This window comes from Novosphingobium album (ex Liu et al. 2023) (assembly GCF_029076845.1).
Lineage (GTDB): Bacteria > Pseudomonadota > Alphaproteobacteria > Sphingomonadales > Sphingomonadaceae > Novosphingobium.
Genome location: NZ_JARESE010000062.1, coordinates 67,122 through 80,453, shown reverse-complemented (window position 1 = coordinate 80,453; position 13,332 = coordinate 67,122). Strand labels below are relative to the sequence as shown.

11 protein-coding genes are annotated in these 13,332 nt (G+C 66.4%); 7 read left to right on the top strand and 4 right to left on the bottom strand.

The window, feature by feature from the left end; translation table 11 throughout:
• Entirely contained in the window at positions 1-2,346 is a 2,346-nt protein-coding gene (cofH, locus tag PYV00_RS17535; RefSeq protein ID WP_275229572.1) for a 5-amino-6-(D-ribitylamino)uracil--L-tyrosine 4-hydroxyphenyl transferase CofH, read from the top strand.
• A gap of 23 nt (positions 2,347-2,369) precedes the next feature.
• Here the strand turns inward: cofH and PYV00_RS17530 are convergent, their stop codons facing one another.
• The 3 genes from PYV00_RS17530 to PYV00_RS17520 all read right to left on the bottom strand — a co-directional run bounded on the left by PYV00_RS17530 (position 2,370) and on the right by PYV00_RS17520 (position 5,057).
• Positions 2,370-2,837, bottom strand: coding sequence for a VOC family protein (locus PYV00_RS17530; RefSeq protein ID WP_275229571.1), 468 nt, complete (start codon positions 2,835-2,837; stop codon positions 2,370-2,372).
• A gap of 38 nt (positions 2,838-2,875) precedes the next feature.
• A complete protein-coding gene (locus tag PYV00_RS17525) occupies positions 2,876-4,042 on the bottom strand; it encodes a sulfotransferase family protein (protein WP_275229570.1) in 1,167 nt (388 codons plus the stop codon).
• 157 nt (positions 4,043-4,199) lie between these two features.
• Positions 4,200-5,057, bottom strand: coding sequence for a helix-turn-helix domain-containing protein (locus tag PYV00_RS17520; protein WP_275229569.1), 858 nt, complete (start codon positions 5,055-5,057; stop codon positions 4,200-4,202).
• Positions 5,058-5,262: 205 nt separating this feature from the next.
• Here PYV00_RS17520 and PYV00_RS17515 point away from each other — a divergent pair, with 205 nt between their 5' ends.
• Genes PYV00_RS17515 through PYV00_RS17505 form a run of 3 tightly spaced genes read left to right on the top strand, consistent with a single transcriptional unit; the run spans position 5,263 to position 8,359 of the window.
• Complete coding sequence (locus PYV00_RS17515) at positions 5,263-6,051, top strand: SDR family NAD(P)-dependent oxidoreductase (protein WP_275229568.1); 789 nt, start codon at positions 5,263-5,265, stop codon at positions 6,049-6,051.
• A 37-nt stretch (positions 6,052-6,088) separates the two neighbouring features.
• Positions 6,089-7,096, top strand: coding sequence for a zinc-dependent alcohol dehydrogenase (locus tag PYV00_RS17510; RefSeq protein ID WP_275229567.1), 1,008 nt, complete (start codon positions 6,089-6,091; stop codon positions 7,094-7,096).
• 3 nt (positions 7,097-7,099) lie between these two features.
• Positions 7,100-8,359 (top strand): MBL fold metallo-hydrolase, encoded by a 1,260-nt coding sequence (locus PYV00_RS17505; protein WP_275229566.1) that lies wholly within the window; start codon positions 7,100-7,102, stop codon positions 8,357-8,359.
• A 43-nt stretch (positions 8,360-8,402) separates the two neighbouring features.
• Here PYV00_RS17505 and PYV00_RS17500 read toward each other — a convergent pair whose 3' ends face one another.
• Complete coding sequence (locus tag PYV00_RS17500; RefSeq protein WP_275229565.1) at positions 8,403-9,506, bottom strand: helix-turn-helix transcriptional regulator; 1,104 nt, start codon at positions 9,504-9,506, stop codon at positions 8,403-8,405.
• A 27-nt stretch (positions 9,507-9,533) separates the two neighbouring features.
• Between PYV00_RS17500 and cysD the strand changes: the two genes are divergently transcribed.
• From cysD to PYV00_RS17485, 3 genes are read left to right on the top strand one after another with little or no spacing between them, the layout of a single operon-like run.
• Positions 9,534-10,484, top strand: coding sequence for a sulfate adenylyltransferase subunit CysD (gene cysD, locus PYV00_RS17495; protein WP_275229564.1), 951 nt, complete (start codon positions 9,534-9,536; stop codon positions 10,482-10,484).
• A complete protein-coding gene (gene cysN, locus PYV00_RS17490; RefSeq protein WP_275229563.1) occupies positions 10,484-12,424 on the top strand; it encodes a sulfate adenylyltransferase subunit CysN in 1,941 nt (646 codons plus the stop codon). The genes cysD and cysN overlap by 1 nt, the downstream gene beginning before the upstream one ends.
• On the top strand, positions 12,424-13,161 hold the full coding sequence (locus PYV00_RS17485; protein WP_275229562.1) for a 3'(2'),5'-bisphosphate nucleotidase CysQ: 738 nt from the start codon (positions 12,424-12,426) through the stop codon (positions 13,159-13,161). The genes cysN and PYV00_RS17485 overlap by 1 nt, the downstream gene beginning before the upstream one ends.
• Positions 13,162-13,332: the final 171 nt, after the last annotated feature.

Sequence of the window (13,332 nt, the reverse complement as noted above, 5' to 3'; positions counted from 1 at the left end):
ATGGCTCGCGCTGACAGTGAATTGATAACCCGACTGCTATCCACGCCCCTGGCGGACATTCTGGCCGAAGCACGCGCGCGTCGTGATGCGCGTGGCCCCGCGCGGATGACCTATTCGCGCAAGGTCTTCATCCCGCTGACCCGGCTTTGCGCCGACGTGTGCCACTATTGCACCTTCGCGACCACGCCCTCGCGGCTCGATGCGCCTTATCTGAGCGAGGACGAAGTGCTGGAGATCGCCCGGGCCGGCGCGGCGGCGGGCTGCAAGGAAGCGCTGTTCACTTTGGGCGACGCGCCCGAGCGGCGCTATGCCGCTGCGCGCGAATGGCTGGACGAACACGGTTTCGCGCGCACGATCGATTATGTCCGCCACTGTGCCGAGCGCGTGCTGGGGGAGACCGGCCTGCTGCCCCACGTCAATGCCGGCGTGCTGGACGAGGCGGATTACCGCATGTTGCGCCCGGTCGCGGCCTCGGCCGGCCTCATGCTGGAAAGCACGTCGGAACGGTTGCTGGAAAAAGGCGCGGCGCATCACGGATCGCCCGACAAGGTGCCGGCGGTCCGCCTCGCCTCGCTGGCCGCCGCCGGGCGCGCGCGCGTGCCAATGACCAGCGGCATCCTGATCGGCATTGGCGAGACGGCCGAGGAACGCATCGCAGCGCTGCTCGCCCTGCGCGCCCTGCACCGCGAGCATGGCCACTTGCAGGAAGTGATCGTGCAGAACTTCTGCCCCAAGCCGGGCACGAAGATGGCCCAGGCGCCCGAGGCTTCGGAAGCCGATTTCCTGCGCACCGTCGCGGCCGCGCGGATCGTGCTGCCCGATGACGTCTCGGTGCAGGTGCCGCCCAACCTCAATGACGAGCGGCTGGCCGAACTGATCGATGCCGGGATCGACGACTGGGGCGGCATTTCGCCCGTCACGCTCGATCACGTGAACCCCGAGGCGCCCTGGCCCGAGGTCGCGCGGCTCGAGGCGATCTGCGCGCGCGCCGGGCTGCCGCTGGTCGAGCGGCTGACGGCCTATCCGCGCTTCGTCGCCAGCGATGACGAGTCCTGGCTTGATGCCGCGATCCGCCCGGCGGTGCTCAGGCTGTCGGACAGCGAGGGGCTGGGGCGCGACAGCCGCTGGAGCCCCGGCGTCGCCGATCCCGCGCCGGGCACGCCGTCGGCCCCGCTCGGCCCGATTGCGGCGGGGCCGGTCGCCAGCCAGGTACACCGCATCCTCGATCGCGCGGCGAACGGCGCCGAACTGTCCGAGGCGGAGATCGTCGCGTTGTTCGCCACGCGCGGCGCGGCGGCGCTGGCCGTGGTCGAGACGGCGGACGCCTTGCGCGCGCAAGTGAGCGGCCAGGATGTCACTTATGTCATCAACCGCAACATCAACTATACCAACATCTGCACGCACGCCTGCTCGTTCTGCGCCTTCTCCAAGACCAGCAGCAAGGCGGGATTTCGCGACAAGCCCTACAACCTCGATCTGGAGGAAATCGCCGATCGCGCGCGCGAGGCGGTGGCGCGCGGGGCGACCGAGGTCTGCCTGCAAGGCGGCATCCACCCGAGCTATACCGGCGAGACCTATCTGGCGATCCTGCGCGCGGTGAAGGCGGCTTGCCCTAACCTGCACGTCCATGCCTTCTCCCCGCTTGAAGTCAGCCAGGGCGCGCGCACGCTGGACATGCCGGTGATCGACTATCTGCGCCGGTTGAAGGACGCGGGGCTGGGCTCGCTGCCCGGCACGGCGGCCGAGATCCTGTGCGACGATATCCGCGCGCGGATCTGCCCGGACAAGGTGACGACCGGCGAATGGCTGGGCGTGGTGGGCGATGCCCACCGCATCGGCCTGCCGACGACATCGACGATCATGTTCGGCCATCTGGAACGCACCGAGCACTGGGCGCGGCACTTGCTGGCGCTGCGGCACCTGCAGGACGAGACCGGCGGCTTCACCGAATTCGTGCCGCTGCCGCTGGTGCACATGGAAGCGCCGTTCTACCGGCGTGGGCAGAGCCGCAAGGGGCCGACCTGGCGCGAGGCGGTGATGATGCACGCGGTGGCGCGCATCGCGCTGCACGGCAGCATCGGTTCGATCCAGTGCTCGTGGGTCAAGCTCGGCGTCGAAGGCGCGGCGGCGGTGCTGGCGGCGGGCGCCAACGATCTGGGCGGTGTGCTGATGAACGAAAGCATCAGCCGCGCGGCCGGGGCCGCGCATGGCCAGGACGTCAGCGTCGAGGACTTGCGCGCGGCGGCGGCCAAGGCGGGGCGCCCGCTGCGCCAGCGCACCACGCTGTATCAGGACGTGGCGCACCAGGACGGCGCCGGACCGAAACTGGCGAGCGAGGTGGCCTGAGCTTCAGGCCACCCCTCGGCCTGTCACATCGCCTTGATCTGTTCCCACATCGCGTCGGGCATCCAGGTGTATTCAAGGTAGTGCCCGAACACGTTGCGGGCATCGAGGTAAAGGAACTTGAGCGCATCGCCGCCCAGATCGCGCTCCATGGCGACGGGGAATTCCTGCTGGTCTACCCGCGCGCGGAAATCGGCCCAGTCGTCGATCCGGTAGCAGACGTGGTGGAACCGCAAGGGCCCCCCGTTGGACAGGCAATTGCGATAGAGGCCGACTTCGTCGGTCTCCATCTCGATCAGTTCGTATTGCAGGTTGTCGATCCAGATGAAGCAGATGCGGCCCTTCTGGTGTCGGGGGCCGTCCGCCGTCCGCACGTCCTGCTCCACCGGGATGATGATCGGCTCCTTGCGCAGGCCGCGGCCCCGGAACAGGTCGATCGCCGCTTCCAGATCGTCGCAGACATAGGCGTTCTGGTAATGCAGTCCTTCCAGCATGGTTCTCTCCCTTGGCCTTATGGCCGTCAGCGAGGCTCTCAGCCCTCGCGGGCGACGTCGTAGCGTGACAGGTAGCGCTCGAACATCGGTTCAAGCCCTTCCTTGGTCAGGCCATATTGCGCCAGCTTGTATTCGTGCTTGCCGAACTTGTTCTGCGGGTTGTCATCCACCCAGGCCTGGATGCCGGCTTCGGCCTCGGCGGTCCATTCGTCGCCCAGCCTGGCGTAAAGCTGCTTCATCGTGCCGATCGGATCGTCGGTCATGTCGGCATAGTGCACGTCGATGATCTTGTCCTCGCCGTGCTTGTCGCGAAAATCCATGATCCGGTTGGCGTGCTCGGCCGCTTGCCAGGGATAGTCCTGGCCCAGCCATTCGGCGTCGATCCGGCCCATGTGGGCCATGTGGCTGAGCGAGATGATCGAGCAGAGCGAGCCGGTGGCGGTGAACGGATCGCGGTGGGTCCAGATCACCCGCGCGTCAGGATAGACCTTGAACAGGTATTCGAGGAACAGAGCGTGCGACGGCTTCTTGCAGTTCCACACACCGCCGGCGTGATGCTGCAGAACCTGCAGGAACTTCTTGTGGTATTCATAGGCCGACGTCATGTCGCACGAGAAGATGAAATCCTTGTACTGCGGCAGGATTCCCTTGGATTCGATCATCAGCGTTTTGAAATCGTGCGCCATGAAGAAGACGCATTCGTTCGGATAGATCGCCGATCCGCGATAGTACTTGCCCATGTCGGGATTGGCCGCAAGCATCGCCTTTTCCTGCGCCAGCCGCGTCACCGCGCGCGGATCGGTGGTCAACTGGTCCTTCGCGGCGACGGGCGGCACCGGATCGTCGATCTCCCAGGTCAGCGGCGAGCGGCGTGCCGGATCGGCGGCGAGCAGGTTCGACAGCAGCGTGGTGCCGGTGCGCGGCACGCCCATGACGAAGACGGGCCGTTCCACCGGGCGTTCGAGCAGTTCGGGGTTCTGGCGCAAGTATTCCGACACTTTCAGCCGGTTGCGCAGATAGTGCAGCGTGTCCGCCACGGCACGGCCCACGCCATCGTCAGTATAGCGGTCCTTGGCGATGCCCGCGTTGAAATCGTTGATGAAAACGTCAAGGCCTTCGCGATAGCTGTCGCTGTCGAAGCTGGCGATGCCGGTTTCCTTCATCGCCTGCTCGACAAGCGCGTCGGCCACGATCTGCTGCGCCATGGGTCTGTCCTCTTCCCTTGGGATTGTGTGTTGAAGCGGGGGCCGTAACGACCTCTCGCCTTTAGCTAACCCGTTCGCGGGGCCGATTGGCAACGCAGCTCACTGCATCGTCCGGGACGTTCTATCGAAATCGGGTCACTACTCTCCGGCGCCGTGCTCAGGCGGGCGGCGGGGCGGTGATCGCCCGGCTCTGGCGCTGGCGGAACTGGCGCGGGCTGGACCCCACCGCGCGGCGGAACGCGAAAGTGAAGCTGGATGGCGATGCGAAGCCCATGGTGAAGGCGATCGTCTTCACGCTCTCGCCCGCCATCAGCAGCCGCTTGGCCGCCTCCATCCGCCGCTGCTCGATATAATCGCCGATCGAGCAGGCGCGGCTGACGCGAAACCCGCGCGTAAGCTGGCGGACCGAGATATTGCACAGCGCCGCCAGTTCCTGAAGCGTGGGCGCGTGGGGATTGCCGGCCAGCCGCTCGTCGATCAGTCGCAGGCGCCAGCCGGCCAGTCCCCCGGTCACCGGGTGTTCGGCCACTTCCAGGCAGAGCCGGCCCAGCTCGATCGCCAGCTCGCCGCCCAGGAATTCCAGCATCCGGTCCGAAGCGAGGCCGGCATGGCGCACTTCCTCGGTCAGCCGGAACAGCAATGCCCGGATGCGCGCGCTGCCGATATCGAGCGTGGAGGCCAGGTGCTGGTCGTCCCAGGCCAGTTCCTGGCCGATGATCGAATGGATCGCCTCGGGCTCCAGCCGGCAGATCAGCGATGCCTGCCGCCCGCTGCCGCCCTTGACGAACAGCACTTCGCCCGGCGGCAGCAGGAAGATGTCACCCAGCCGTTCCAGCCGGTGCGGCCCCCAGCGCTCACGATAGCCGGCACGGGCGTTGAGCGGGCGCGGCGTCAGGCACATGTTGAGCTGGTACTTGTCTTCCACCGAGTGCTGCGTCGCGGTAGGTTCGGGGATATCGAAGCGGACGATCTGCGCGGTTATCGCCTTGCCGATCAGTTCGCAGTCCACGGTCATCGTCGGTTGGGCGGCAAGGTGGTGGGGCACGGGCTGCGGTCCTCTCCATAGGACGCCAGGGCTCACCAGCATTGTGTCCCTGATCATAAACTTGGGCCCGATTTCTACACGCCACGGGGTTGCGGGACAAGCCCGCGCTCAGGAAACCGATGCGGGACAAGGGCGCCGTCGGCGGCGCCGGCAGATCAGCTAGGAGAGGCGGGAAATGGCCAAGGGCCTGTTCGATTGCAGCGGCAAGGTAACGGTGGTGACGGGCGGCAACGGCGGCATCGGCTTCGGCTTTGCCATGGGCATCGCCAAGATGGGCGGAGACGTGGCGATCTGGGCGCGCAATGCCGAGAAAAGTGCCAGGGCCAAGGCCGAGCTGGAAGCGGCCGGCGCGGGCAAGGTGATCGCCTATCAGGTCGATGTCTCGGTCGAGGAGAACATCGTCAACGGCTTCGAGACGGTGATGGAGGATTTCGGCCGGGTCGATTGCGTCTTCGCCAATTCGGGCACTTCCCCGCGCTACAACTCGGTGTTCGATATGCCGACCGAGCACTGGTACGAATTCCAGAAGACCGCGCTGCACGGGGCCTTCTTCACCCTGCGTGAAGGCGCGCGGCACATGAAGGCGCGGGCCGAGGCGGGTGAACGCGGCGGCAGCCTGGTCGCCTGCGGCAGCCTCTCGCTGTTCCAGGGGCTGGCCGGCAAGATGGAATATGCCGCATCGAAGTGCGCGGTGGCCGCGACGATCCGCTGCCTGGCGATCGAGCTGGCGCCACTGGCGATCCGCGCCAACATCGTCGCGCCCGGCCTCATCATCACGCCGATGATGGGCGAGGGCGAGCAGGCCAGGCAGGTCGAGGCCTATTTCGCCCCGACCATCCCGATGCAGCGCACCGGCTTTCCTTCCGACTTCGAAGGGATCGGCGCATACCTGTGCTCGGACGCGTCCTCGTTCATGACCGGCGAGACGATCACGATCGACGGCGGATACATGGTACGCCCGTAACAGCGGTTCCGGGGGCAGAACAAATAGGAGAGAGGCAATGGAACTTCTGAAGATTCACGGGGTCGGCGATGTCCGGCTCGACGCTTACGAACGCCCGGCCGCCGGCCCCAAGGACGTGGTGGTGAAGATGAAGGCGGTCGGCATCTGCGGCAGCGATCTTTCCTATATCAAGATCGGCGGCATTCCGCCGGGGGCCGAAACCGCGCTCGGCCACGAAGGCGCGGGCGAGATCATGGAAGTGGGCGCCGATGTGGAAGGCATCGCGGTGGGCGATCCGGTGATCGTCAACCCGATGATGACGCCCGGCAATATCGGCAGCGGTGGCCCCGAAGGCGCGTTCACCCAGGAACTGCTGGTGCGCGAGGCGCGGCTGGGCGATTCGATCCTGCCGATCCCCGAAGGCATTCCCTATGACGTCGCCGCGATGTGCGAGCCGCTGGCGGTGGCGATGCACGGCGTCAATCGCGCCGAGGTGAAGCCGGGCGACAAGGTGGTCGTGTTCGGCTGCGGCCCGATCGGGCTGGGCATGTTGCTCTGGCTGGTGGATTGCGGCGTGACCGACGTGGTCGCGCTCGACTTGTCCGAGGAACGGCTGGAGCGGGCCCGCGCGCTGGGCGTGCAGGCCGCGCTCAATCCCGCGGCGGTCGATCTGCGGGCCGAGCTGGCGCGGCTGCACGGCGAAGTGCCCAGCTACGGGCGCGTGGGTGTCGGCACCGATGCCTATATCGACGCGGCCGGCGCGCCCAATATCCTGACGCAAGTGATCGGCATGGCCAAGTTTCACGCGCGCATGGTCATCACCGCCGCCTATATGAAGCCGATCGAATTCCCGGTGGGCCGCATGTTGACCAGCGAGATGACGGTGACCACCGCTGTCGGCTATCCCACCGAGATGCCTGACGTGATCGCGGCGATGCCCCGGCTGAAGGACAAGATCGCGGCGATGATCAGCCATAAGCTGCCGTTCCGCCAGGTGCTGGACGGGCTGAAGATCGCCGCCACGCCGGAATCGGCGAAAGTCATGATCGATTTCGAGGAAGCCTGAACCATGAGCGAGACCAGGGACGCCGGTCCGAAGCTGGCCAGCCTCGTGCGCGCGGGCGACGCGCAAACCGAGGCGGTGGCGATCACCGATTTCATCTTCCAGGCGAACGACATCTCCAACGCCTACCTCGTGACCACGTCCGAGGGCGACCTGATGGTCAACACCGGCTTCATGGACAATGCGGAGCGCACGCGGGCCCTGCTCGCGCCGCACCGTACCGGGCCGCTGGCCTTCATCATCCTGACGCAGAGCCATGCGGACCATTTCGGCGGCGTGCCGGAATTCCTCGAAGAAGGCACCCAGATCATCGGCGGCCCCGGCTTCAACGAAGGGGTGGCCGACATGACCGGGCTGCAGGCCTATTTCGGCCCGCGCAGCGGCAAGCTCTGGGGCTCCACGCTCAAGCGCGGCGCCGCGCCCAAGGCGCCGCCGCATGTCGTGCCCGATATCCTGGTGGACCGGGAACTGCGCCTTGATCTGGGGAACCGCAAGTTCGTGCTGATCAGCACGCCCGAAGGCGAGACCGAGGACAGCCTCACGGTCTGGATGCCGGACGAGAAGATCGCCTTCACCGGCAATGTCTTCGGCCCGGTCTGGCTGTCGATGCCGTTCCTGTGCACGTTGCGCGGCGACAAGCCGCGTTCGGTGCGCCAGTACCTGAAGTCGCTCGATCGTATCCGCAATCTCGGCGCCGAGATCATCATCACTGGTCACGGCGATGCGATCCGCGGGGCCGAGCGCATCCGCGCCGACCTTGACCGGATGCACGCGGCGGTCAGCTGGGTGCGCGACTTCACGCTCGAAGGCATGAAGGCCGGCAAGGACGTGCACGCCTTGATGCGCGAGATCGCGCTGCCCGAGGATATCCGCATCGGCGAGTTCCACGGCAAGGTGAGCTGGGCGGTGAAGACCATCTGGGAGGAATATTCCGGCTGGTTCCACTATGAGGACGGCACCACCGAGCTTTATGGCGTGCCGCGCGCCAGCGTTTACGGCGATCTGGCTGAACTGGCCGGCGGGGCCGATCGCCTGGCCGAACGCGCGCAGGCCCGGCTGGATGGCGGCGCGCCGCTGGAAGCGCTGCACCTGATCGACGTGGCGCTCGGCGCCGAGCCCGGCAATGTCGCCGCGCTCAAGGTGAAGAAGGCGGCGAGCGAAGCGCTGCTGGCCGCGAGCGGCGGCAGCAACCTGAGCGAAACGATGTGGCTGCGTTCCGAAATCGCGCAGATCGAGCACGCGCTGAACCTGCCAAGCGACGCCTGAGGGGAGGGCGGGGAGTGGGCCGGCGCCGCCACGCAGCGAAAACTCAGGCCAGCGCGGCGCTGCTTTCGTAGACCGCGCGGACCAGTTCGGCCTGCCCGCGTACGCCGAGCTTGGCGTAGAGGCGCTTGGAATAGTTGCGCGCGGTCTCGATCGTCAGGCCCATAGCGTGTGCCGCCTCGGCGATCGAGAGACCATCGCCCAGCGCGATCGCCAGTTCGGCCTCGCGCGGCGGCAGGTCGAGCAGCCGCGATAGCTGCGCGATGCGTTCGGGCGAATGCGGCCGGGGCAGGCGGCAAAGCGCAAGCATCGCCGCCGATTCGTGCATCGTCGCGGGCACCACGGTGGAGGGGAGCAGCAGCGCTTCCAGGCGCGGTGCCTCGCTCAGCACGACCGCGCGCTGCGCGCCGCCCGGATCGGCCGCGAATTGCCCCGCGGCCGCGATCAACTCGCGCTCGGCCCGCAAGTCCACGCCGCGCAGGCGCTCGCCGGGCCGGGCATCGGCGCCGGTCATCGCCTGCAGCGCCTGGCGGGTGGCATCATCGATCCCCAGCACGCGCGCCTCGCGGTCGAACAGGATCCACCCGGTGCCCGATCGCGCCAGCCCGGCCGCGCCGATCGCCCCTTCGATCTGCTGGCGTTCCAGCACGATCATCGTGCGCAGCGCCTCGGTCAGATAGGGCGCGAGGTTGGACAGCAGCGCGCTGTCCGCCGCCGAGCACGGGCTGGCGCGCGCCAGCATCAGCCAGACGGTGCTCCCCTCGATCTCGGTGAGCCGGATCACGCGTTCGTCGGCCAGGCCCAGCCGGCGGACCTGGCGGGCGCGTTCGGCGCGGTAGACCGGATCGTGCTCGATCAGCTCGGACATACTGTAGACGCGGCCGGGTCGCAGATGCTCGTATTGCAGGCGATCGAGCGCGAGCAGTTCGGGCGTCCCGGTCTCACGGGCCTGCCGGCGCAAGTCGCGCCCGGCGAAGAGTTCGACCGCCTCGGCGATCGAGGCATGGGCGTGGCGCATCACCAGCCCGACATATTCCGCCCCGGTGCGGCGCCGCAGCCGGGCCAGGAAGGTGGAAAAGCGCGGTTCCTCGCGGATTCCGGCGAAGAGCGGCAGGAGAAGATCGGTCTCGTCGCGACTGGTAAGCGCCATACCCTCCCATATGGGAGGTTTGCGCCGATGTCACCCCTGTATGGACAGGGCAAGGACACGAAAAATGGAGAGGTCATGACGACCCTGACGCATCTGGAGCGGCTTGAGGCCGAATCGATCCACATCATCCGCGAAGTCGTCGCCGAGGCGGAAAAGCCGGTGATGCTCTATTCGGTGGGCAAGGACAGCGCGGTGATGCTGCACCTTGCGCGCAAGGCGTTCTATCCCTCGCCGCCGCCGTTCCCGCTGCTCCACGTCGACACGACGTGGAAGTTCCGCGCGATGTACGAACTGCGCGACCGGATGGCCGAGGAATCGGGCATGGACCTGCTCGTCTATCACAACCCCGAAGCCATGGAGAAAGGGATCAATCCCTTCGACCATGGCCCCTTGCACACCGACATGTGGAAGACCGAAGGGCTCAAGCAGGCGCTCGACAAGTACGGGTTCGACGCGGCCTTCGGCGGCGCGCGGCGCGACGAGGAGAAGAGCCGCGCCAAGGAGCGCATCTTCTCGTTCCGCACGTCCTCGCATGGCTGGGACCCCAAGAACCAGCGGCCCGAGCTGTGGAACCTCTACAACGCCCGCAAGAACAAGGGCGAATCGATCCGCGTCTTTCCGATCTCGAACTGGACCGAGCTGGACGTGTGGCAGTACATCCACCTCAACGACATCCCCATCGTGCCGCTCTACTTCGCCGAGGAACGCCCGACGGTGGAGCGCGACGGGATGCTGCTGATGGTCGATGACGATCGCTTCCCGCTCGAACCCGGCGAGGTGCCGTTGATGCGCTCGGTCCGCTTCCGCACGCTGGGTTGCTACCCGCTGACGGGCGCGGTGGAGAGCGAGGCCAAGACCCTGCCCGAAGTGATCCAGGAAACCCTGCTCACCACCACCAGCGAGCGACAGGGCCGCGCCATCGACAAGGATGCCGGCGGCGCCGGCATGGAAGTCAAGAAGCAGCAGGGGTACTTCTGATGACCGAGACCACCACCACGACCGAGCCGGTCTACGTCGTCGACGAGCTGATCTCCAAGGACATCGACGCCTATCTGGACCAGCACGAGCACAAGACGATGCTGCGCTTCATCACCTGCGGCAGTGTCGATGACGGCAAATCGACGCTGATCGGCCGCCTGCTCTACGATTCGAAGATGATCTTCGAGGACCAGCTTGCCGCGCTCGAATCCGACTCCAAGAAGGTCGGCACGCAGGGGCAGGAGATCGACTTCGCGCTGCTGGTCGATGGGCTTGCCGCCGAGCGCGAGCAGGGCATTACCATCGATGTTGCCTATCGCTTCTTCAACACCGAGAAGCGCAAGTTCATCGTCGCCGATTGCCCCGGCCACGAGCAGTATACCCGCAACATGGTGACGGGCGCCTCCACCGCCGACCTCGCGGTAATCCTGATCGACGCGCGCAAGGGCGTGCTGGTGCAGACCCGGCGCCACAGCTACCTGTGCCACCTGATCGGCATCCGCAACATCGTGCTGGCGGTCAACAAGATGGACCTGGTCGATTACAGCCAGGAGGTCTTCGACAAGATCGTCGCGGACTATACCGAGTTCGCCGCCTCGATCGGCATCGAGAGCTTCACGGCCATGCCGATCTCGGGCTTCAAGGGCGACAATATCACCACGCTCTCGCCGAACACGCCGTGGTACCAGGCGCCCCGCTATGCCGGGATCACGCTGGTCGATCACCTCGAAACGGTGGAAGTGCTCTCATCGGTCGACGCGGACAAGCCGTTCCGCCTGCCGGTGCAGTGGGTCAATCGCCCGAACCTCGATTTCCGGGGCTTCTCGGGCCTGATCGCGACCGGATCGGTCAAGCCGGGCGATGCCATCCGCGTGCTGCCTTCGGGCAAGACCAGCAAGGTCTCGCGCATCGTCACGCTCGACGGCGATCTGGACGAGGCGGTCGCCGGCCAGTCGGTCACGGTCTGCTTCGAGGACGAGATCGATTGCTCGCGCGGCTCGGTCATCTCCACCGCCGACAACCCGCCGCAATCGGCCGACCAGTTCGAGGCGACGTTCGTGTGGATGGCCGACGAGGCGATGACGCCGGGCCGCGCCTATTGGTTCAAGCTGGGCACGCAGATGGTCTCGGCGACGGTTCACGAGCCGAAATATACCGTCAATGTCAACACGATGGAGCATCTTGCTGCCAAGACGCTCGAACTCAATGCCATCGGCGTGGCCGAGCTGGTCACCGACAAGCAGGTGGTGTTCGAAAGCTATGCGGACAATCGCACGCTGGGCGGGTTCATCCTGATCGACAAGATGACCAATGCCACGGTCGCGGCCGGCATGATCAACTTCTCGCTGCGCCGTTCGCAGAACGTGCACTGGCAGGCGCTCGACATCGACCGCAAGCAGCACGCCAACCTGAAGAACCAGAAGCCGGCGGTGCTGTGGTTCACCGGCCTTTCCGGCTCGGGCAAGTCGACCATCGCCAACCTTGTCGAAAAGAAGCTGCACCGGATGAACCGGCACACCTTCCTGCTCGATGGCGACAACGTGCGCCACGGGCTCAACAAGGACCTGGGCTTTACCGAGGCCGACCGCATCGAGAACATCCGCCGCGTCGGCGAAGTCGCCAAGCTGATGACCGACGCGGGGCTGATCGTCATCACCGCGTTCATCTCGCCGTTCCAGGCGGATCGCGAGATGGTGCGCGCGATGCTGCCCGAAGGCGAGTTCTTCGAGGTGTTCATCGACACGCCGTTGAAAGTGGCCGAGGCGCGCGACGTCAAGGGCCTCTACAAGAAGGCGCGTTCGGGCCAGCTCAAGAACTTCACCGGCATCGACAGCCCCTATGAAGCGCCGCGCAACCCCGAAGTGCGCATCGACACCACGACGATGTCTCCCGAAGAGGCCGCGACGCTGATCGTCGATACCTTGCTGGGAGACATCTGATGGCGTTGAACGACGGCGATCTCGCGGCGCATCTCGCAGACCAGGCCGGCAGGATTCTGCTTATGGTCCGCGCCTCGGGCATGTTCGGCGGCAAGGCGCTGGGCAAGGCGGGCGACCAGACCGCGAACCAGTTCCTCTGCCACGCCCTGCGCGAGCAGCGGGCCGAGGACGGCCTGCTGTCCGAAGAGGAGAAGGACAATCCCGAACGGCTCGCCCTGCAGCGCGTCTGGATCGTCGATCCGGTCGACGGCACGCGCGAATATGGCGAGGAGCGCGCCGACTGGGCCGTGCATGTCGGCCTGGCGGTGGACGGCGTGCCGGCGCTTGGCGCGGTCGCGCTGCCGGGGCTGGGCGAAGTGCTGCGGTCCGACCAGCCGGGCGAAGTGCCGCCCGCGCCGGACCGGCTGCGCATGGTCGTAAGCCGCACGCGCCCGGCCCGCGAAGCTACCGAGATCGCCGAAAAGCTGGGCGCCGAACTCGTGCCGATGGGCTCGGCCGGGGCCAAGGCGATGGCCATCCTGCGCGGCGAGGCGGATATCTACCTGCATTCGGGCGGCCAGTATGAATGGGATAGCTGCGCGCCCGTGGCCGTCGCGCTGGGCTGGGGCTTGCACGCCTCGCGCATCGATGGCAGCCCGCTGGTCTACAACCAGCAGGACGTCTACATGCCGGATCTGCTGATCTGCCGGAAGGAACACGCCAAACGGGTGCTGGCCGAAGTCGCCGCCTTGCAATGAAGGGGCGTTCGGGAACGCGCGTTTAGGGATGTGGCGGCATCGGCCCGGTGCCGCCACGAAAAGCCCTCTTCCGCCCATTTTTGCAGGCGTCTATGGAAGCAAAGCGGCGTTCCTGTCCCCGCTTCTTTTCTGGTCAACATTGTCGCCTAGTAACCGGCTCGCTATGCTTTC